We start from the raw sequence: 19524 nt of genomic DNA on the forward strand, positions 1-19524 counted from the left end.
CCAAGCCTGGGCGGAGCGGGCCCGCGGCGCGTAAGGCAAGGGCCCCTGTGTTCGACTATGACGCTTGCATTGTAGTCGCTGCATCGATGGTGGCTGCTGACGCCGTTCGCGCCAGCTGCGCTCTTCCAAATTCACGTCGAGCTTTTTCGCCGCTGCTTGGATGCGCTTCCACGCCTCGTCCCGTTCGGCGTCGGTCGCGTGGGGCTCGACCTGAGTGATCGGCGCTCGGCATCGGTTCTCCGGCCAGGCATCCAACTCGGCTAGGTCCGACATTACGCGATAGGCCGAAGCGCATCAGTTGTCGCAGGTCCGCCTAAAGCTTCACTTTACCGGCGCAACATCTTGCTGGACCGTAAGGTGGATTGGGCGATGACGTGGGATGGGATCGGTATGATTGAATCACTGCTGACGGTGCTGGATCTCAACCCTTCTGTGGCGCTGTTTCCGCTGCAGATCGCGGACGGTCGCACGCCCCAGGTCGTGGCCGACAGCCTCTATGCGCGTATCGAGACCCTGGTCAGCGTCGATCCTGCGACGGGAAATCTTCGCAAAGGCGTCGAAACGGTGGAGAGCCTGGCGCCCCAGGCTGTGGGCGATTGGATCTATACCGGGGCCGTTTACCAGCTAGACACCGCACCATCCTGGCTAGAACGGTCAGCACCGCCGCTCCCCTTCGATGGAGACGGTGATGACGCCGATGTGGTCGATGACCCGAAGGCGGCGTTTCGTCAGAGGATCTGGCACCTGGCGCTGATTGGGGCGGCCGCCGGTCCGGCCCAGCGGCCGGGGCGGCTCATTGTACATGCGACCCAGGACGCGGTGGCGGCGCGGCTGCGGGAGTTTGTGACGGCCGGGCGGTTTGGATCGACCCTGTCCGGTGATCCTTGCGGTGTTCCGTTCGATGACAGGGCGCTTCAGGCGGTCTGCCTAGAGGGGGAGGCTCGGCAGGCCGCCCTTTGGGGGCTACATCGGGCGGTCAAGACCAAGCCGAACCGCAAGAGCTTGATGGGTCTCGATCTGAAGGAGGCCATGGACCCGTTTTCCGACCAGACCTTCCGGCTGACCTCCGCGGTGTCGATCGCCGAGAACCAGACCCCGAAGTTCCTAGGTCTGTCGCTGAAACAGCAGCGGGTCTGGTCGCACAAGGGTAAGCGGATCGGGGAGCTCTCTACGACCTTGAACGCGTTGTTTGCCCGGCTGGAAGGCGTGAACCTGGCGAACGTCGCAGCCGCGGGCCTGGGTCAGAAGGGGTTTCGCGACCTCGCCAAGACGTCGGAGCCCGACGAGATCCAGAAGGCGGAGACGGCATTCGAGGTCGCCTTCCGCCCACTCAGCGACCTCGATCCTTTGTCGGAGGATGGCGCCGGCGTCCAGGCCGGCGACGCGTCGCTGAAGGCGGACAAGGAGTTGGCGTGGTTCGCCGACGGTGAGGTCAAGCTCGGAGCGGCGATCGCCGGAACGCCCAGCTTCACCGTGGAGGTATCGCGCCGGGGCGTCCTGCTGATGATCCTGACCGTCACGCCGGTGGTGGAAGCCGACGGGGTGGCGCTGTCGGTGAGCAGCGAATTCCAGGTTTCGCCGACCAATCCAGACCTCGAGCTGTTCGAATCCCTGATCGAGGGGGACGGCCTCAGCCGGCGTTTGGCGGTCTGGTACAAGACGGGTCACATCCTGGCGGACCGCCAGGTGAGCGTTCTTGAGTACCGCGATGTCCGCTTCGACGCGTGGGCGTGGCGCACCTTCACAGTGAACGCCGGTGAAGTGGAGCTGAAGAAGGAGAAGCCGACCAAGAAGTCGGCGAAGGGGGATAAAGATGTCGCCGACCTAGAGGCGATTGGGCAGCAGCGATCGCTCCTGGACTGGTGCCTTGAACGTTTGCCCGCCGAAATCCCAGCGCTGACGGGGCCTCTCTGGGCGCTCTGCGATGACGGGGCCGGTGAGATCGCCGACTTCATTTTCTACGCACCAGATGACCGGCGCTTGTGGCTGGTCCATGCCAAGGGGGCCGGGTCAGATTCCGAAAATCGGGAGATCTCGGTGGCCGCCTATGAAGTGGTGGTCAGCCAGGCGCGCAAGAACCTGCGCTACTTCGACGGACAGCTGTTGGCGGAGGAACTTGAAGACCGAAAGGCGGGAGAGCCCCGGCTTTGGCGTGATGGCGTTCGGGTGATCGGCGACGCCCATGCCACGGCCATGACGGAGATTTGTGCGGCCCTGCGTGCGACCCACTTCTTCGATGACCGACGCCTTGTCGTCCTGCAGCCGCATGTAACGGAGGCTCATTGGCGCGAAGCGCGCAGGCTTTTGGCCAATGGCCAGGAGGGGCATCAGGAGGTCATGTCCTACCGGCTGCTGTCTGCGCTGCTGGCCGATCTGCAGATGACGGCGCAGAAGGTTGACGCCGGATTCCTAGTTATTGGGCCAGAGGCATCGCCGGTGGTGACGGCTTGAGCGCCTGCGTTGCGGCCGTCCTTGCAGCCTCGACGTCAAGTCTCGCCGACGCGTAGTTCCGGCGCTGCAAGTAGGGGCCGAGCTCCCCGTCGAACTTCTCGAAACGGGGGCTGCGGAGACTGCGAACCAGGTCGTCGGCTGGCGGCAGTCCGTCCCAGGTAGCGATCTTGGCGAGGGCCGCCTTCACGGCCCCGACCGTCTGGCCGATCGCCACGATGCCGACGTGGGCGGGGCCGGCGTTCACGCCGAGATGGCGAAGGGCCGCGATCAGGGTGCCCTGAGCGCGAGGCCCAGTCCACGGCAATACCAGGACGTCGTCTTCCCACGCTAGGCAGGGCTCCGTGTCGAGGTCCAGGGCCTCGTAGGCGGTGCGCGCCTCCTGCCAGAGTGAGGTCGCCGTGCCGTCCAATTGGATCGCGGGGAGAGCCCGGGCTCCACTGAGCAGGCCGCGCATGGTCTGGACGACCAGCCCGCTCGGCGAGATCGGCGTCCCTGCGAACCGGGGTGGCCGGCCGCCGCCGGAAGGCTGCAGCAGCACGGTCGGCGGTCGATCGATAATGGCCTGCACAGCCCAGCGGCGACCGGCGAAGAACACCGGGTCACCGGCCTTAAGATTGTGGCCGCCGGGGATCTGGCCGAGGATTTCGCCGCCCGCGCGCACTGTGAACTGCCAGCCTCCGTCAAAGGCCGCGCCGAAGCTCGGGCTGTTGGTGATCGACTCGCCGTCTGGGGTTAGCCCCCATGACGGCAGGTCATCGGTTGGCGGCCGCAACAACGGCCGCACTCCCGGCAGATCGGGATCGGCCTCCCGGCCGAGCCGCTCAATCAAGGCACCATAGAGCTCGGTTTCGGGATCAACGAAGGGACCGTTGGTGAGTAAGATCTGGTCGAGATCGTCGCGGGTCACGCCTTCCGAGGCCATCGACAGGGTCTGCTGGACGAAGGTCGACAGATTCAGCGCCCCCGGGGTCGGGGCTTCGAAGCGCCGGTCGTGGACCAAGACCAGTTGCGCCAGACCCTGGACCAGGGAGACGTGGAGTCGGGCCAAAGGGTGGGCGTCATCGCCGCCGAGTTCCTCGCGCACGAGCAAGGTCAAACGCGAGAGCTTTCCAGCCCGTCGGCCCGATCGGCCGAGGCGCTGCCGTAACGATGCAACGCTTGGCCCCGGATCGACCTGGACGACGTGCTCGATGTCGCCGACGTCGAGGCCGAGCTCGAGGGTGGGGCTGCTGACTACCAGGGTGACGCGGTCCGGGTCACGTAAAGCCGCCTCAGCCGCCTTGCGCTGGTCGCGGTCGAGCGATCCGTGATGGGGAAGCACCAGATGGGACAGATCAGGAGAGTCCACGCCGTCGATGCCGGACCGAGGTGTGCGCAATTCGGTGGCGCACCACTCCACCATCGCGCGCGAATTACAGAACACCAGCGCTTTGCGCACTCCGCCATCCTCGACCATTGGCTCGGCGATCGAGGTCCGCAAATTCTCCAGAAGCTGGGTCTTGGCGTTGCGGGGCGCTTCAGCGGTCGCCGCTTCGTCGATGAAGGCCCGCACCTCGAAGGTGATCTGGGTGATCGGCGTATCGTCGCTTACCACCGCGACCCGGCCTTTTGTGGGCGGCCGGAGGTAGTTCTTCGCGGCGTCCTCGACATCGTCGGACAAGGTGGCCGACAGGCCTATGCGCGCGACTCGGCGGCCCAAGGCGGCATCCAGGCGGGCAAGTTGGGCGATGATCTGAACCCCGCGGGGTGTGCCGAAGAAGGCGTGCAATTCGTCGATCACCACGGCCTTCAGGCCCGCGAACATGGCCTTGGCATGGCCGCGCCGGAGCAGGCCCTCAAGGGATTCCGGGGTGATGATCAGCAGGCCCTCAGGCCGGCGCTCCGCAGCGGCGCGGCCAGCCCGCGCCTCTCCGTGCCAAGCAGTGACCGGCCGATCTTTGGCTTTGAAGAGCGGCGTCAGCCGTGCGGTCTGCTGATCGATCAGCGCCTTTAGCGGGCAGATGTAGAGGACCTCAAAGCCGTTGCCATCCCACTCGCCGAGCTGGGCAAGAAGAGGCAGGAATACGGCCTCAGTCTTGCCGGTGGCGGTGGGGGCGCAGACGATAAGGTCATGGTGGGCCAGCGCGTTGCCGTCGAACCAGTCCCAAGTCTTGGCCTGGACCGGCCGCAGTCCCATCCAGCCCTGGCTATTGGCCCAAGTGCGAAGATCCGGCGGCAGGCGATCCAAGCTTAGGTCGTCAATGTCTGCATCGGCCATGTCGTCCCCCAACGTGCCCTCGTTTAGCCCGAGCTCGGAACGCTGTCATGCGCTTGCGCGACCGATGGTTGTGAGGTCGCCTGCTCGTCAGGACTGCTGAATGTCCGCTGTGCGGCGCGATCCCAACTTCTGCTCCTGGCGCCAGGCGGTCATCCGCAACTATGGGCGTCGGCGAGAAGCTGGTCGCCTCAGAGCTCGCAGACGATGCGTGCAATGGCAGGGTCGCCGCGGCGGTAGCCGCGACGCGGCGCGATCGAGGCCTCGCCCGAGACTTCCGCCTCCTGGACATCGGCCAGATCGAGGAGCTTCCAGCTTTTCGCCTCGCCCCAGCGGCCACTGCGTATCCAGGCGCGCAGGACGGGCCGCCCCGTCTTGGAGTAGCCGAGGGCATGGACTTCCACACGGCGGGTGAACGTCCCGTAGCATAGTTCTAGTTGCCTTTGAGTGCGCAGCGCCAGAGCGGCCGTGTCGATCAGCATGGCGCATGACTAGCTGACTCGCGTGCGTTGCTACCGTGGGGAAGTCGACGCGCGAACTGCGTCAGGAAGGCGCGGCTATCTTTCTCATTACGCCATTGGCGATGGCTCTGGAAACGATCCGGCTCCGGCGCTCAGCGTCTGGAGATTTGGAGGGGCATCGTGACGGCCCGATTGATGTCACCGACCAGGACAATCTAGAGCTCACCCGCCAGGTTGCTCAGCTCGGGTCCATAACTCCGGCCACCGGGCTGCTGCGGCCTGCGGCGGCTCTGCGGCCATTTCGATGAGGACCCCGACCGTCCGGCGCTAGCTGACATAAACCGCATGGCTGCCGGGCGATGCGATGGTCGTGGCCCGGCGCGGCGAAGTCGCGGGCCGCAGCCTTCAATTGGACATCGGCCCGGGCCACAGGTCGCTGGCCCGTCACGAAGGGGCCGTCGCTAACGTGCGGGAGCGGCGTGGGCGGGGGAGAATCGCCTCCTACGCCCGTTGAGTGCGTCAGCACATCGCGTTCAGGGCGCAGTCGTGCGACCAAGTCGACGCCTTCCACAAGGACACCTTAAGGGCGGGCGGGACCGACAACGGCGCTCCTGGCCTGAGGGCTGGTGGCTATCCGGGCGGCTATTACGCAGCCTTCGTCTTTGACCTGACGGCTACAATGTGGAAGCGGTCTTCCGCCAAGCAGTCGGCTAAGCATGCGCCAGATCGAGATGTCGGCGACGGTGCAACGCCGCGTTGCGTTTTGGACTGCTATGGGGCCGCAGCATACGGCTAACCTTCGATAGGTATCGGAGATCCAGCTAAGAAGGGTGCGAGCCGAACCCCGCCGGCTGTCCTGCGGAACACACCGACGGGGCCCCTCCGCTCCAAGGCGGCGCGTCCACCCGGGAAAAGAATGGACGACGGGCACAGAACAGCCTTCCGGCTCATTGGTTCCCGGCCACTTCAATGGGTTCGCGCACGACTTCCTCAGGTCGCTTATCCTCGCGTAGTCCTTTGAAGCTGGCCTGCCGCAGCTGGCCGCTGGCGGTCCATTCGGCGATCTCGGCGGCGGCCACGAGTTCTGGCCGGGTCCAATGGATGTCCGCGGTCTTGCGCGGCTGCTCGCCGGCGACGAAAGGAGAGACGGAAGTCTCCAGCGCCTTCAGGCGGGCCAGTAGATCTCCGGGGGCAGAGAAGCCGGCCTTGATGCTGCCGGCATAGGTCAATCGGCCCTTATCGTAAACGCCGACGAGCAGCGCCTTGAACGGGCTGAGCGACGCCTGCTTCCAACCGCCAATCACCACCTCTTGCGAGGGCCGACACTTGACCTTGACCCAGGTGTCGCACTTCCCGGCGCTATAGGGCGCGTCGAGGAGCTTGGAGACGACCCCTTCCAATCCGAGCTTGCAGGCCGATGCCAGCAAGGGACGGCCACCGCTCGGGAACCTTTCGACGTCGCGGATCCGCTCGCTGTACGAGAAGCCCAAGACCTCCTCAAGGACGTGCCGCCGGCCCGTGAGCGTATAGGGCCGGAGGTCCTCACCCTTGCCCCACAGAATGTCGAAAACGAAGACGACGAGTCCGGCCGTGCGGCCCGGCACGATCGACGCGTGCAGGCGTGAGAAGTCGGCATGGCCTTGTGGGTCGAGCGCGCAGAGCTCAGCATCGAGGATGCAGTCGGGCAATACGGCAAGGTCGTGGGCCAATTCGGGAAACTTCGCGGTCCAGTCATGGCCGTTGCGCGTGAAGATCGTCACCGCGCCGCCCCGCACGTGCAGCTGCACCCGATAGCCGTCGAACTTGACCTCATGAATCCATCGCACGCCGTCAGGCGGCGCCGCGACCAGGCGAGGGTGTTGGAATGGCAAGAACACACTTGGCATTTTCGCCGGGACGTATTGGCGTTGTGACCGACTTCTCTCCTCGGCCATCGGAACCTCCCGCCTCTCCGGCGAGTCTGAAAGCCGAGGACGGAGGTTGGTTCCATGCTCAATCCGAAGCTCGGTTATGTAGGCAAGTACGTCGGAGCCCGGACCCCCACGGACGCGCAGCACTACTATCTCTGTAAGAGCTGCGGGCAAGCGGTCGACAAGCGCGATCTTGCCGCCGTTTTGCATCATGACGTGGCCCGCCACGAGCCCCTGTCGGCGGAGTGTAGCGTGCGCCTGACGAGGGTTACGGCCATGCTGAAATCGTTAATGGAACGCGAAAAGCACTAGGGCGCTTTCCCCGCGGGGAGGCTAGTCACGGGAGATCGCCATGCGACCCGATGAGCCGAAGACCGTCGACCCGCACGAGCCAATCGACCTTTCGAATGAGGCCAAGGTGCGCGAGATGACGGACAAGCTGCAGTGCAGCGAAGTGGAACTGGCCGAGGCCGTTGACAAAGTCGGCCCTCAGCCGGTCGCGGTTGCCCTTTTCCTGGGCCGATCAACCCAGGCGATGGATATCTGATCCTGTGCCGGCGGTCGCCAAGCCGAAGTTGGCGCTAATTCCCTAGCTGCCGCGGTGCTGCCCGGATGCGTACCGAAGAAGTTGCGACGATCTCGTTCATCCCGCCCCCCGATCAACATGCTGACTAGCATCGCCAAGGTCGCGCCCGCCATCACCAGGGTCGCGAGCCATCCGAACAGGCGCAGCCTTCGGCCCGCCCGAAACTCCTCCATCGGATCGCGGCGGGAGACGACCAGCATCATCACCACCATCATCGGCGTGGCGATCACCCCGTTGATCACCGCGCTCCAATAGAGCGCCCTGATCGGGTCGAGGCCCGAGAAGTCGATGGCTATTCCCAGCAGGGTCGCGGCGCCTATGACCGCGTAGAAGCCGACCGCCTCCCAGGGCTTGTTCTCAAGGCTGCATGTCCAGCCTCGGGTCTCTCCGACGGCGTAGGCGGCTGAGCCGGCCAGGACCGGAATGGCAAGTAGCCCCGTGCCGACAATTCCGAGCGCGAAGAGCAAGAAGGCAAAGGGTCCTGCGGCGGGCTCAAGCGCCTTGGCCGCGTCCGCAGCCGTATTGATCGTCGTGACGCCGTTGGCGTGTAGGGTGGCGGCGGTCGAGATCATGATGGCGAGCGCGATCACATTTGACACCGCCATGCCGACGAAGGTGTCGACCCTGATCCGCTTCAGTTCTGGCCGAGCCTGTTCTGGGGCGTCCGTCAGCGGCTTGGCCGCGGCGTCGTTGCTGACGTCCTCAACCTCCTGCGCCGCCTGCCAAAAGAAGAGGTAGGGGCTGATGGTGGTGCCGAAGATCGCGACGATGGTCGTGACGGCGTCCTTGGAGGCGAAGACAGCGGGGTCCGGGACAATGAGTCCCCTGGCCACAGCGTCCCAGTCAAGCTTCACGATTAGGAGCACCGCGACATAAGCGAACAGGACCAGAGTGAGCCATTTGAGGAAGCGAACGTAGCGCCTGTAGGGCACGAACATCTGCAGGAGCAGCGAAAAGAGCGCAAAGCCGATGGTGAAGAGGTGGCCGCCCCAACCTGCCAGCAGTTCGGCCGCCGCGCCCATGGCGGCGAGGTCGGCGCCGATGTTGATGGTGTTGGCGATGAACAGCAGTGCGACCAGGGCGGTGACCGCGGGACGCGGGATCACCTCCCCCATATTGCGCGCCAGGCCGCAGCCCGTGACCCGTCCGATCCGGCCGCTAACCAGTTGGATCGCCGTCATCAGCGGATAGGTCAGCACCATGGTCCAGAGCAGGCCATAGCCGAACTGGGCGCCGGTCTGGGAGTAGGTGGCGATACCGCTAGGGTCATCGTCCGCGGCCCCGGTGACCAGGCCCGGGCCGAGCTGGCTGAAGAGCGCAACCGAACGAATTCGGCGGCCCAACGAGGGCCGAACTGACGGTCGGACCGCGAGGCCTGTGTCGCGCGGCATGGCCCGCGCCCCTATCGCACGGCGATGTGCCGCAAGGCGGCCTGACCCAACGGCGCTGCCGTTCGAGAGAGTGGGGTGTTCGCGAACATGGCTCTCCTCCAGAAAGCGGCAACAGACTGAACTCGTTTCAGTTCCGCTTCTGCAAGTCGCTCAGCTGGCCAAGGCCCAAAGCGTCTCTGCAGCTGGATCTTTCAGGTCCTCTATCTGGTCGAGTTGAGCTGCAAGCTGGGTGAAGCGGGGGGCCACCAGAGCGAGCTGGCTCCGCGTACGTGAAAAGATCTCCTCAAGCCGGACGGGTCGCCGTTTGGGGCCCCCACGGAGTGTGGCCCCCCGCTGCACAACGGGGGGCCACAGCGCCAGCTAGAAACGCCGGCGCTCTCGCCCTCAGCAGCGGATCAAGGAAGGACAGGATGAACCGCGCTGCTGGCCCACCGAACGAAACTCAGAACTGAAGGATCGTTTCGGGGGTTCCAACGCGCCGCGGTAATTACGTCATATTAAACAGCGAGATGCCCGACCATAGTCCCGGAATGCTCCCTCTGCTTGTCATCTCGGAGCCCATTGAAGCTAGCCTGAGGCAGGTCGCCGGCGCGCCTCACGGCGCGCTCCCCGCCCGGCTGCAGCTGATGCAGGAAGTCTGCAGCGCGTTGCGCGTGAGCCGCCGCGCTGAAGATGAAGCGCTTGTCGCCTTTCAGCACCTCGAGCCACGAAGCCAGATAGGCCGCATGATCTTCGCGGGGCGTCAGCTCCAGGCCTAGGTCCGCGCAGAGAAACGCCGCTCCGAGCTCGGCTACCAGCTCTTCGCGCGCATAGCCCTCGTCACCCCAGCGTTTACGGCCGAAGTCGCGGTCCAGGCGGGTCGGATGACGCGTCCAGTGCGTGCACTCGTGAGCCAGCGTCGCGTAATAACCTTCGGGGTCTGCAAAGCACTCGAACGGCGGAACCTGCACGTAGTCGGAATGGATCGCGTAGTAGGCCTGATGGCCTCCGTTTCGGATGTTGGCGCGCAGATTGCCGAAGAACATCTCTGCTCTGTCGATGCGCTGGCGCGGCTCCAGTTGCGACGCGGATTGGATCAGGAACTGCGTCGGCAGACCGTCGATCTGATCGACGTTGAAGACGGTGTAGGCCTTCAGGAACGGAATCTGGCGCTCGACGTCTTCGCCGCCCTCGCCAGTCTCGTTGCGCGCGATGCTGCTCGCGTAGACCACGGTCGTGCCGTGCTCGCCCTTGCGCACGCAGCCGCCAAGTTCCAGCGCCTGGCGGAAGGTCATCCAGACGGGCGCGGCGTATCGGCTGGCGCAGGCCTGCGCCCAAAGCAGCAGGACGTTGACGCCGTTGTAGGGCTGAAGGTTGTGCCGCAGCGGCCGGCAGATCGATCCGGCCAGGTGCTCGGTTGACCAAGGCCTGGTCCAAGGGCGGACCCCAGCTTCGAGGTCGGCGATGATGGCGTGGGTGACGCGGGCGTAGAGATCTGGGCGAGTTTCTTCGGTCGGGCGCGCCATGGCGGCCTCCTGTCGAATTGAACTTGTGGGGGAGCGGCGCCCCGCCTTGGCGGAGCGCGCTGGGCCTTAGTCGGCGCGGCTGCGCGACCAGATGAGGCTGTGGCCGGCGTCAGCCTCCACCAGAGAGGCGTAGATGGGGGCCGCGAAGCTCGGGTCGTCGAGTTTGACCGCGAGGTAGGGGCGCTCTTCTCGCGAGGTCTTCTGCCAGGCTGCGCCGATTTCGGTCTGGCCGATGAAGATTCGGAAGTCCGGGCCCTTGCCGCTCGCGTTCCCCGTTGGACGGAACTCGGCGGATTTGACGTTCAAGGTGAGAGTGCTGATCGAGCCTTGGTAGGAACCGTCGGCTTGTTTCTGAAAAGCGCCGATTGTGGCCATGGAATGTCTCCGTTTCCTGCTTTAAGTCCGCGCCGATCGCGGCCTCGATGGCGACCTGGGGAGCCGGGGGCCTTGACCGGACGCACCCGCAGGGCCGCAGCGTCAGCGCAGGACGGCGAAGCGGCGGGGTCTTTGCCTCGCGAGGAATGCGCGTACGCGCAGGGGAAAGACGCCGACGCCGCCGTTGCGACCGAGCGAGGGGCGAAGCCAAATCCCCGGCCAGGTCACAGCCAAGAGCCGCGTCGGAGCAGGATTGGTCAGAAAGATCGGAGCCGTCCCCGCCTCTATCGCGCTCCCTCTCAGGTCCAGGCGAAGGGCTGTTTGGCAGCCCGCACAATGACGGATTCGACGAGAACTGGGGTCGCAATGCATTCGTAAAGACCGGCTATCTGCCGCCGCTCCTCCGACCGCCCTCGGCGCGGCGGGTCTCGGCGGGGCAGCGCCCACCGGAGAAGTGGCTTGATCTGATGTGATCTCACCCTCGGCGCGGGGGGAGCTCAAGCCTGTGCGCCACCTTGCGGCTCGCGCCGCTTCTCGACGTTATAGGAGAGCCAGCGCAGCGCCATACCAACTAGGGAGGTGGCCATCCCCGCGAACAGAGCCGGCAAAAGCCCGGCCTTCTCCGCACCCGGATAGGCCGCCCAGCCGAGGAGAGCGACGCTAACGCAGGAGACCAGATAGCCGGCGGTCTTGATCACAGCCGGCTGCATTGTGCGCCCTCTCGCTGCAAGCCCCGCGAGCATCAGGATTTCACGTGCTCGGGTTTGCCCTTGCGCTTGGTGTGCGCGAAGTCGGCGAGTTGTTTTTCGCTCATCGAGTCCGCCATCTGCCTGGACGCGCCTTTGAGCTTGGCCTTTGGGGTGTCGCCCCGTTTGGCTGAAAGCGCCGCCCCGGCGGCCTTTTGTTGCGCGGCGGACTTGGCGGGCATGAGAATCTCTCCGGTCGGCGAAGTAGAACCAACGCCGGGCCGCCATCGCGGTTCAACGTCGCGCCGCTACGTGCACCCTGAACTCAATTCGATGGGCAGAGTTGGGAAGAGAATGCGAACGAGATCCCCGCCATGACCGACCTGACCGCCCTGCCCCATGAGCTGAACACCAAGGCGCGCTCCTGCCGGGCGATCGTCGAGTGCAGTCAGGGCGCGCGCGGCAAATACGCCTTCGATGCTGAGTTGCAGGCGTTCACGCTCAAACGGCTCCTGCCTGCCGGCATGAGCTTCCCGGTGGATTTCGGCTTCGTTCCCGGGACACGGGCCGAAGATGGCGCCCCCCTCGACATCATGATTTTGCATGATGAGCCGCTGCCCATGGGCGTAATGGTCGAGGTCAGATCGATCGGCGTGATCGAGGCGCAACAGTCGGAAGATGACAAGACATCTCGCAACGATCGCCTCCTCGGCGTGGCCAAGGAATCGCTGAGCTATGCGGCGACAAAGGCGGTTGAGGATCTCGCTCCCGGGTTTCTCGAGACGCTCACCAGCTTCTGGAGCCAGTACGAGGCTCTGCGGGGTGTCGGCTTTACAATCATCGGGGTCGAGAATGGCGGGAAGGCTGCGCAGCGAGTCAAAGACACCGCGCGGTCATAGCAAGGAGAGAGGCGTAGCCAAGGACGAGGAAGCCGCCACCATTGAGGGCCTGGGCGACTAGCGGCGTCGGTTTGCTAATCCTCGACAGCATCAATGATCTGGCCGTCGCCGGCATCGTCGAGAGCTGCGCCGGACCCGGCCCCCCTAGGGAGGCAAAACCGTCCGCGCACCGGCCGCATCGGTAGGGTTCAAGCGCCCGGACCAACAGGCCCCGCTAGCAACTTGCAGCGGCGCTCAGGATCAGCTGTCGAGGTGACCGACGTCAGCCCCTGGCGGGAAGAACCTCGCCTTATCATTTGTTATTCCGACACTTTTTCAATCTCGGCATCTCCGAGTTTCGGAACGGTCACGCCGCAACTTCGTTGGCACAGCGGCACGTTCCGGGGAGAGCGCTGATGTCAGCGTCGGGTTCGAAATTCTGGCTGGTGGTCTACGGTCCGGATGCCGCGCCGGTCGGTGAGGCATCATTGGACTGCGAGGACTCGCAGGAGGCGGTCATCATGGCCTTCAGCACCGCCAGCCCCTACGGCCATGACCTGTTGTCCGGCAATGGCTTCCTTGGACGCTTCGAGGCGGCGCTGTCGATGGCGGACGATTTGGACTGGCTGGCGTGAGCGCGGAGCACCACGCCTGCGGACAGAGCATGCAAGTCCCGGCGAAGATGCGGCCAGCGGCTGGCGTGGTCCAAGACGCGACCACTCCCAACGCGGGTTCAATCAGGACGCCGCCATGAGGGCGCCGAGCGCAATGGCGCAAGCCCTAGCGGCGCAAGCAGATCGAGCTGTGGTGCGGCTGCAGCGCCAGGACGGGCCCGATGAGCCACGGTCCTTCGCGTCTGATCGCTTCTCGAGAAGTCCATTCTCCCGCCGCAACTGCGTTGTGCGCGACATTCCCTCAAGCCTGTTTAGCGAGGAGCATACGGATGAACCGCATTACCTTTAGCGCGGCGCTAGTCGCCGCCCTCGCCATCGCCGGCTGCCAGCAAAAGGATGAGGTCGCCGATCCGGCCGATGCCGGCACATCGAACCAGGCCGTCAACTCAGCTCAGGACGCGACTTCCGCTGCTGTCGGAACCGCCGCGGCCGCGACCGCGGGCCAGGTCTCCACCGATGCATTCGTGACCAATGCCGCCATCAGCGACATGTACGAAATCCAGGCTGGCCAGATCGCCCAAAAGAAGGGTCAGTCGGCTGGGGTAAAGGACTTCGGCAAGGTGATGGTCAGCGACCACACCGCGATGTCCAACGCCATGAAGCCGCTGATCACGGCGGCCGGCAAAACGCCTCCCGCCGGCCTGGACGAACGCCGCAAGGGCCTGATCGACAACCTGAACGCCGCGCCCGCGGCGGACTTCGACCGCGTGTACCTTGATCAGCAGGAAGCCGCCCATACCGAAGCGCTGACCCTAATGCAGGGCTACGCCGACAATGGCGACGACGCCGGCTTGAAAAAGGCGGCCGCCGGGGCTGCGCCGAAGATCCAGAGCCACCTCGACCATGTGAAGCAGCTCAAATCCGGCGCGGCGCCGCACTAGCCGATGCCCAAACCCCAGGGGTGATTTCCGCGGCGGCGCGCCGGGCGGGAGCGCGCTGCCGCCTTGCGCCCGCCAACCGTGCGCCCCGCGAACTGAACCTGTGCAGGGCGCCCAGGATCGAAATTATCACCCCTCCAAGTTCCGCTTGCCGGCTTGCACGGCCAACCTGCCAGTGTTGCAACCCAGTCGCCTGCGTCCCGAAAATGCCGCCGGCGTCAGCCGCAGCGCCCGACACCTAGCGAGCGGCTGCGAGCATCGGCTGAGGCTCGCCGAGCGATCCGGACATCGCCTCGCCGCCAGGCAAGCACAGCGCCTTGTGCGGATATGGGCCCACGCGCCGGACCAGTTCGGTCAGCAGGTCCCTCAGTTCGGGCCCCGGCGCCACGCGGGTGAAGGGCGCCTTGAAGCCGAGACGTCGCGCCGCTGCGGCGAACCGGACGCCATGATTTTCCTCTTCGGGCAGGATCGCGTGGATCAGTTCATGCACGAGGACCGCCCCCACAACGATCGGGTCGTCGATGAACGGCGAGATCGTGATGTGCCGATAGCCGTCGCGGTCGGCGAGAGTGTGGCAGACACCAAGGACCCGGCGGCTCGGCGACAGAGCGCCCACGCCCAACCGGACGCGCAAGGGGATATCCAGGCCCTGGCGCTCAAACCACGGGCGCAGAAGCACGGCTAGGTTTGTCAGCCATTGTTCGCGATTGCCAGTCCGCTCGGCATGCACGCCGTCAGCCATACTCAGGCGCTGTGGGATCATACCACCCCCGCCAGAGCGGCCCGCGGGTTGACCGGGCAATCTGCAACTCGATTTGAACAACAGAACGAAACTTGGGACATGCGAACTCTATTGAAAAAGTGGAACCGGCGCGGGGTCCAGCCCCCCGTCGGCAACGCTCATCGGCCCTCCTAGGCCGGCGGTGCGGCCGCGACCTGTGCATCGAGGTCAGTCAGCAGCTCACGGGTCCACAATCGCATGGGCCGGCAGGCCGCGATGAAGCCGGCGACATCGCTGGGCTCGTCCAGCAGCAAGAGGCCATCGTCCATGTCCACAGCGGCGATCCCAGCCTTTTCAAGGAGCCGCTGCGCGGAGGCGTTGAACCCGATGAACTTGCAGTGGGCGAAGGCGTCGCTGACGAAGTCCTTCGAGGGTTTGTCTAGGCTCAGGGGTTCGGCCCATGCGAGTGAAACCAGCACGGCCACGGCGTCGTAGAGGACCGACGGCCCGCCGTCGATTTTCTGCTGTGCGGCCACGGCGGTCCCGTCGTCGAGCAGCGCGCCGGCGATCCGGGGCGCCACCACCTCGACCAGCGCCCCCTCGGCGGCAGCCGCTTCGGCCAGGGCGTTGAACACGGCGGCGCTGGCGCCGTCGGTGAGCAGGACGCCGAGTTTGCGGCCCTTCAGGCCAGGATGCGGCCGCTTGAGGATGCTGAGCGCATCCGACGGGGGCAGGTCCATGATCGAGCTGGCGGGCGGGGCGGGCTCTGGCATCTGGATGAGCCCAAGGCCCGTGGCGACCTTCTGCGCCATGCCTTCGTCGATGTTTAGCAGATGGGAGACCATGCGCTCGCGGATGTCGGGTCGTTCGCACTTGGACAGCTCGAAGGTGAAGGCGTCGGCGATGTGCTTCTGCTCGATCGGCTCCTGGCTGACATAGAACTGGCGCGCCTGGCTGTAGTGGTCGGCGAACGAGGCGGGCCTGACCTGCAGCTTCTGCCCGGCCTCCTCGGACGCAAAGTGCCTGTAACCGCGCTCAGGGCTTTCCCGCGGCCCCACGCCCCAGCTGTTGGGTTCGTAATTGGCTCGGGTGGTCGGATTGACCATCGCCATGTGTCCGTCCTGCTGGAATGTCGCGAACGGACACTTCGGCGCGTTGATCGGCAGATGGGTGAAATTGGGGCCGCCGAGCCGCTTCAGTTGGGTGTCCAGATACGAAAAGTTGCGGCCCTGAAGCAGTGGGTCGTTCGAGAAGCCGATGCCCGGAACCACGTTCTGCGTACAGAATGCGACCTGCTCTGTCTCGGCGAAGAAGTTTTCTACGGTGCGATCGAGAACCAGCCGCCCGACGATGCGCACCGGAACCAGTTCTTCCGGAATGATTTTGGTCGCGTCGAGGACGTCGAACTCGAAGGACTCGGCGAAGGCGTCGTCGAACAACTGGACGCCGAGCTCCCACTCGGGCGGGTCGCCCAGACTAATCGCGTCCCACAGATCGCGCCGATGGAAGTCGGGATCGGCACCGTTAATCTTCTGCGCCTCGTTCCACATCACCGACTGCAGGCCCAGCTTCGGCTTCCAGTGGAATTTCACGAAAGTCGATCCGCCCGCGGAGTCGATGAAGCGGAAGCTATGGACGCCAAATCCCTCCATGAACCGGAACGAGCGTGGGATCGCCCGGTCGGACATGATCCACATAACCATGTGCATGGATTCTGGGGTCAGGGAGATGAAGTCCCAGAAGTTGTCATGCGCGGTCTGGGCCTGGGGAAATCCTCGGTCCGGCTCCTGCTTGGCGGCGTGAACAACGTCCGGGAACTTCATGGCGTCCTGGATAAAGAACACCGGGATGTTGTTGCCAACGAGGTCCCAGTTACCTTCTTTGGTATAGAACTTCGTGGCGAAGCCGCGCACATCGCGCGCGAGATCAAATGAGCCCTTGTTGCCGGCTACCGTGGAGAAGCGCACGAACACGGGCGTGCGCTCGCCCACCCGTTGGAAGATGTCCGCTCGAGTGACGTCCGACAACGACTGGGTTGTCTCGAAGTATCCATGGGCCCCAAACCCGCGGGCATGTACGACCCTCTCCGGGATCCTCTCATGGTCGAAGTGGAATATCTTCTCGCGGAAATGGAAGTCCTCAAGCAGGGCTGGTCCCCGCGCTCCGGTCTTCAACGTATTCTGGTCGTCGGCGACCGGCGCGCCCTGCTGCGTTGTCAGTACAACGTCGTCGCCCTGGACGGTTTAATGAGTTTCTCCACCCTCGCCAGGGTTGCGCGTGCGATATATCTTGTCCGCCATAAAAAACTCCCGCCGAAAATTCCGGACTTAAACTTTACCGGGATCGATAGGTTCACGGCTTGACTATAGAAAATCGAAAATCTGGCTCAATGCTAAGTCCAGATTGCAACAAATGTTATGAAGGTCCTTGGGAGCGCCTCGTCGAGGGAACAGTTCCCGCCGGTGGCTCAAAGCAGCGACGCCCGGAGCGATACGTCCATGATGGCTGGTGAGCGCGGCTAAGCCTGCCCGTCCGGGCGCCCCTTACGTCGCCCCGCCTGCGGCCTAACGCAGGCCCTGTCCCCGCGCGAAGCAACGGTGCGCCAGACGCTGACGCGCCCCCGCTCTATCGCCGCCGCCTCCCTATAATGCTCGCGGCCTGGACCTGCGCTGATTGGGTCACAGGCGACTGGGGCCGCGGGTTGGACCGATCAGCGGCGCCGCGTAGGTACGGAAAGTCTGCGAAAGTATCGGCAAGCGCGACCTCGGAAGCCTCAAAAAGCGTCACCTTTTGTGTTTTCACGAGAACCTACACTACATCAGATGGAGGTATTTACGCCACCATCTTACGCCTACGCTATTAACATATAATAGTTCTGGAAATTTTCTCTAGTTACGCTGAAACTTTGACATCCGAGATGCTTTCACTCCCAGCACGGCGGCGCGCATGCATCGGCGCGGCGTATGATTTGAAGGAGGTTCGCATGGCCGAAAAGGAAGTCGCGTCGGGAAAGGATGCTGATAGCGCCGCCGCCAAGAGCTCGGAGCAGACACAGCTGGGCCAGGCGACTGCCGAAGGGGAAAACAAGACCGCATTGTCGGCGGCTGCTTCGGACGCAAGCGCCAGCTCCGCTGCGAGCGGGGAGCCCGACCGGTCAGCGATCGAGCTGCTCAAGCGCGACCACCGCAGGGTGGAGGAGCTCTTCTCTCAATACGAGAAGGCCTCGGCCCGGAAGAAGGACGAGATCGTTCAGAAGGTCTGCAGGTCTCTAACGATCCACACCATGCTTGAGGAAATGGTCTTCTATCCAGCGTGCCGGCAGGCAGCCGAAGATGAGGAGCCACTCGACGAAGCGCAGGTGGAGCACGACGGAGCCAAGGTCCTCATTTCGGACCTGGCTTCGGCGCGCGGCGGAGACGAATTCCGCGACGCCAAGGTCAAGGTGCTGTCGGAGTACATCAAGCACCACGTCGGCGAGGAGGAAGCGCCGGGTAAGGGCATCTTCGCAAAAGCGAAGGCCGCTGGCCTCGATACCCCCGAGCTCGCGGTCAAGATCGGCGAACTGAAGAAGACTCTGGAAGCGCGCGAGGGCGAATTGTCGCCCTCACCGCTCGTCTCGATCCGCCCCCCGTCGGGACGCGATCGCTATTCACAGGAGGAAATCATGGCGAGACAACAAGGATCAGACCGCGACGAGCGTGGTCGCTTCGTCAGCGATGACGACCGTCGCGACCGCGCCAGCGGACGCGATCGCGACGATGATCGCAGCTATCGCTCACGCGGTCGCGATGACGATGACGGCCGCGGCTGGTACGGCGACTCCGAAGGTCATTCCGAGGCGTCCCGGAGAGGTTGGGCCGAACGCCGCGGGGAGAGCCGAAGCTTCCAGCGCGACGATGATGACGATCGGCGCAGTTATCGCACGCAAGAGCGCGAGCGTGACGACCGCGGTCGCTTCATGAGCGACGACGACCGAGGCTATCGCAGCGGAGGTCGCGATGATCGTGATCGCGACGATCGCGGGCGCTTCGCCCGCGACGACGATCGCGGCAGCTACCGCAGCCAGGGCGGCCAGGATCGCGACCGCGATGACCGCGGCAGGTTTGTCAGCGATGACGATCGTGGCGGTTCACGCTCGCGCGGACGCAACGACGACGACGATCGCGGTTATCGCTCTCGCGGTCGCGATGACGACGACGGCAGGGGACGCGGTGGTTGGTTCGGCGATTCCCGCGGCCATGCCGAAGCAGCCCGACGGGGCTGGGAGGAGCGCGACGGCGCGAGCCGTGGGCGCTCGCGTGATGACGAGGACGACCGCCGCAGCTACCGCTCAAGAAGCCGGGACGACGATGACGATCGCGACCGTCAGGGCGGCTGGTTCGGAGATTCCCGCGGACATGCCGAAGCCGCTCGCCGTGGATGGGAAAATCGCCGCTGACTACTCCCTGGTCAGGCTAGGCCAGTTCCGACTGGTCCAACTTGGAGCCGCCCGGTGGGCGGCTCCTCATTTGTCCGAGGGCCGTCGCGTCGAGCGCCTGACGTCACGGGTGAAGTCGGTCGCGCCGCTCGTTGGCGTCTTCGTCGCCCCACCACCGTTGGCGGCCCTTGCAAAGCTCCCGTGGGCAGCAGTTCTGGCGCGAAGGGGATGTGAAATGTTCGCGACGGATCCGTTCAGTGACCTCAGCTCAGCTTCTCAAGCCGCCCTCCTCGAACCTCAAATGCAAATGTGCCGTCAGCCCGCAAGATGTAGAGCT

18 protein-coding genes are annotated in these 19524 nt (G+C 64.7%); 8 read left to right on the forward strand and 10 right to left on the reverse strand.

Annotated features, from left to right (window positions below):
• The first annotated feature begins 342 nt into the window (after window positions 1-342).
• Entirely contained in the window at window positions 343-2451 is a 2109-nt protein-coding gene (locus tag AC1DQJ_RS13005; RefSeq protein WP_477603899.1) for a hypothetical protein, read from the forward strand.
• Here the strand turns inward: AC1DQJ_RS13005 and AC1DQJ_RS13010 are convergent.
• From AC1DQJ_RS13010 to ligD, 3 genes are all read right to left on the reverse strand, one after another.
• On the reverse strand, window positions 2414-4708 hold the full coding sequence (locus AC1DQJ_RS13010) for a DEAD/DEAH box helicase (protein WP_477603900.1): 2295 nt from the start codon (window positions 4706-4708) through the stop codon (window positions 2414-2416). The two genes, AC1DQJ_RS13005 and AC1DQJ_RS13010, sit on opposite strands and share 38 nt — an antisense overlap.
• Before the next feature lie 188 nt (window positions 4709-4896).
• Window positions 4897-5187 (reverse strand): hypothetical protein, encoded by a 291-nt coding sequence (locus AC1DQJ_RS13015; RefSeq protein ID WP_477603902.1) that lies wholly within the window; start codon window positions 5185-5187, stop codon window positions 4897-4899.
• A 926-nt stretch (window positions 5188-6113) separates the two neighbouring features.
• The gene (ligD, locus tag AC1DQJ_RS13020) at window positions 6114-7100 is read right to left on the reverse strand and encodes a non-homologous end-joining DNA ligase (protein WP_477603904.1); all 987 of its coding nucleotides are present in this window, start codon (window positions 7098-7100) and stop codon (window positions 6114-6116) included.
• Window positions 7101-7154: 54 nt separating this feature from the next.
• Between ligD and AC1DQJ_RS13025 the strand changes: the two genes are divergently transcribed.
• Complete coding sequence (locus tag AC1DQJ_RS13025; RefSeq protein WP_477603906.1) at window positions 7155-7388, forward strand: hypothetical protein; 234 nt, start codon at window positions 7155-7157, stop codon at window positions 7386-7388.
• 40 nt (window positions 7389-7428) lie between these two features.
• A complete protein-coding gene (locus AC1DQJ_RS13030; RefSeq protein ID WP_477603908.1) occupies window positions 7429-7623 on the forward strand; it encodes a DUF3606 domain-containing protein in 195 nt (64 codons plus the stop codon).
• On the opposite strand, the gene AC1DQJ_RS13035 is transcribed toward AC1DQJ_RS13030, so the two are convergent.
• From AC1DQJ_RS13035 to AC1DQJ_RS13055, 5 genes are all read right to left on the reverse strand, one after another.
• Window positions 7566-9053, reverse strand: a complete 1488-nt coding sequence (locus tag AC1DQJ_RS13035) for an NRAMP family divalent metal transporter (RefSeq protein WP_477603909.1) — start codon at window positions 9051-9053, stop codon at window positions 7566-7568. The two genes, AC1DQJ_RS13030 and AC1DQJ_RS13035, sit on opposite strands and share 58 nt — an antisense overlap.
• Before the next feature lie 497 nt (window positions 9054-9550).
• The gene (locus AC1DQJ_RS13040; protein WP_477603911.1) at window positions 9551-10558 is read right to left on the reverse strand and encodes an ArdC family protein; all 1008 of its coding nucleotides are present in this window, start codon (window positions 10556-10558) and stop codon (window positions 9551-9553) included.
• Between the two features lie 66 nt (window positions 10559-10624).
• The gene (locus tag AC1DQJ_RS13045) at window positions 10625-10933 is read right to left on the reverse strand and encodes a DUF736 domain-containing protein (RefSeq protein ID WP_477603913.1); all 309 of its coding nucleotides are present in this window, start codon (window positions 10931-10933) and stop codon (window positions 10625-10627) included.
• A gap of 497 nt (window positions 10934-11430) precedes the next feature.
• On the reverse strand, window positions 11431-11643 hold the full coding sequence (locus AC1DQJ_RS13050; RefSeq protein WP_477603915.1) for a hypothetical protein: 213 nt from the start codon (window positions 11641-11643) through the stop codon (window positions 11431-11433).
• Between the two features lie 32 nt (window positions 11644-11675).
• Entirely contained in the window at window positions 11676-11861 is a 186-nt protein-coding gene (locus AC1DQJ_RS13055) for a DUF3008 family protein (protein ID WP_477603917.1), read from the reverse strand.
• 132 nt (window positions 11862-11993) lie between these two features.
• Here AC1DQJ_RS13055 and AC1DQJ_RS13060 point away from each other — a divergent pair, with 132 nt between their 5' ends.
• From AC1DQJ_RS13060 to AC1DQJ_RS13070, 3 genes are all read left to right on the forward strand, one after another.
• A complete protein-coding gene (locus AC1DQJ_RS13060; RefSeq protein ID WP_477603919.1) occupies window positions 11994-12518 on the forward strand; it encodes an inorganic diphosphatase in 525 nt (174 codons plus the stop codon).
• 395 nt (window positions 12519-12913) lie between these two features.
• Entirely contained in the window at window positions 12914-13132 is a 219-nt protein-coding gene (locus AC1DQJ_RS13065) for a hypothetical protein (protein WP_477603921.1), read from the forward strand.
• 200 nt (window positions 13133-13332) lie between these two features.
• Window positions 13333-14052 carry a DUF4142 domain-containing protein gene (locus AC1DQJ_RS13070; RefSeq protein WP_477603923.1) on the forward strand — a complete coding sequence of 240 codons (720 nt, stop codon included), beginning with the start codon at window positions 13333-13335 and terminating at the stop codon, window positions 14050-14052.
• A gap of 235 nt (window positions 14053-14287) precedes the next feature.
• On the opposite strand, the gene AC1DQJ_RS13075 is transcribed toward AC1DQJ_RS13070, so the two are convergent.
• A complete protein-coding gene (locus tag AC1DQJ_RS13075) occupies window positions 14288-14791 on the reverse strand; it encodes a hypothetical protein (protein ID WP_477603925.1) in 504 nt (167 codons plus the stop codon).
• Window positions 14792-14961: 170 nt separating this feature from the next.
• Window positions 14962-16944: a catalase gene (locus tag AC1DQJ_RS13080; protein WP_477603927.1), complete on the reverse strand. Its 1983-nt coding sequence runs from the start codon at window positions 16942-16944 to the stop codon at window positions 14962-14964.
• On the opposite strand from AC1DQJ_RS13080, the gene AC1DQJ_RS13085 reads away from it, so the two are divergent.
• On the forward strand, window positions 16870-17133 hold the full coding sequence (locus tag AC1DQJ_RS13085; protein WP_477604122.1) for a hypothetical protein: 264 nt from the start codon (window positions 16870-16872) through the stop codon (window positions 17131-17133). The genes AC1DQJ_RS13080 and AC1DQJ_RS13085 overlap by 75 nt on opposite strands.
• Before the next feature lie 620 nt (window positions 17134-17753).
• Complete coding sequence (locus AC1DQJ_RS13090; protein ID WP_477603929.1) at window positions 17754-19208, forward strand: hemerythrin domain-containing protein; 1455 nt, start codon at window positions 17754-17756, stop codon at window positions 19206-19208.
• Window positions 19209-19524 lie beyond the last annotated feature (316 nt).

Source organism: Phenylobacterium sp. P4_E10 (genome assembly GCF_056401675.1).

Bases quoted from the DNA above. Each gene is read 5' to 3' on its own strand.
- AC1DQJ_RS13060 (WP_477603919.1), top strand. From the start codon at position 11,994: ATGACCGACCTGACCGCCCTGCCCCATGAGCTGAACACCAAGGCGCGC.
- AC1DQJ_RS13010 (WP_477603900.1), bottom strand. From the start codon at position 4,708: ATGGCCGATGCAGACATTGACGACCTAAGCTTGGATCGCCTGCCGCCG.
- AC1DQJ_RS13065 (WP_477603921.1), top strand. From the start codon at position 12,914: ATGTCAGCGTCGGGTTCGAAATTCTGGCTGGTGGTCTACGGTCCGGAT.
- AC1DQJ_RS13035 (WP_477603909.1), bottom strand. From the start codon at position 9,053: ATGCCGCGCGACACAGGCCTCGCGGTCCGACCGTCAGTTCGGCCCTCG.
- AC1DQJ_RS13075 (WP_477603925.1), bottom strand. From the start codon at position 14,791: ATGGCTGACGGCGTGCATGCCGAGCGGACTGGCAATCGCGAACAATGG.
- ligD (WP_477603904.1), bottom strand. From the start codon at position 7,100: ATGGCCGAGGAGAGAAGTCGGTCACAACGCCAATACGTCCCGGCGAAA.
- AC1DQJ_RS13040 (WP_477603911.1), bottom strand. From the start codon at position 10,558: ATGGCGCGCCCGACCGAAGAAACTCGCCCAGATCTCTACGCCCGCGTC.
- AC1DQJ_RS13030 (WP_477603908.1), top strand. From the start codon at position 7,429: ATGCGACCCGATGAGCCGAAGACCGTCGACCCGCACGAGCCAATCGAC.
- AC1DQJ_RS13070 (WP_477603923.1), top strand. From the start codon at position 13,333: ATGAGCCACGGTCCTTCGCGTCTGATCGCTTCTCGAGAAGTCCATTCT.
- AC1DQJ_RS13090 (WP_477603929.1), top strand. From the start codon at position 17,754: ATGGCCGAAAAGGAAGTCGCGTCGGGAAAGGATGCTGATAGCGCCGCC.
- AC1DQJ_RS13045 (WP_477603913.1), bottom strand. From the start codon at position 10,933: ATGGCCACAATCGGCGCTTTTCAGAAACAAGCCGACGGTTCCTACCAA.
- AC1DQJ_RS13025 (WP_477603906.1), top strand. From the start codon at position 7,155: ATGCTCAATCCGAAGCTCGGTTATGTAGGCAAGTACGTCGGAGCCCGG.
- AC1DQJ_RS13055 (WP_477603917.1), bottom strand. From the start codon at position 11,861: ATGCCCGCCAAGTCCGCCGCGCAACAAAAGGCCGCCGGGGCGGCGCTT.
- AC1DQJ_RS13015 (WP_477603902.1), bottom strand. From the start codon at position 5,187: ATGCTGATCGACACGGCCGCTCTGGCGCTGCGCACTCAAAGGCAACTA.
- AC1DQJ_RS13085 (WP_477604122.1), top strand. From the start codon at position 16,870: ATGGTCGAAGTGGAATATCTTCTCGCGGAAATGGAAGTCCTCAAGCAG.
- AC1DQJ_RS13050 (WP_477603915.1), bottom strand. From the start codon at position 11,643: ATGCAGCCGGCTGTGATCAAGACCGCCGGCTATCTGGTCTCCTGCGTT.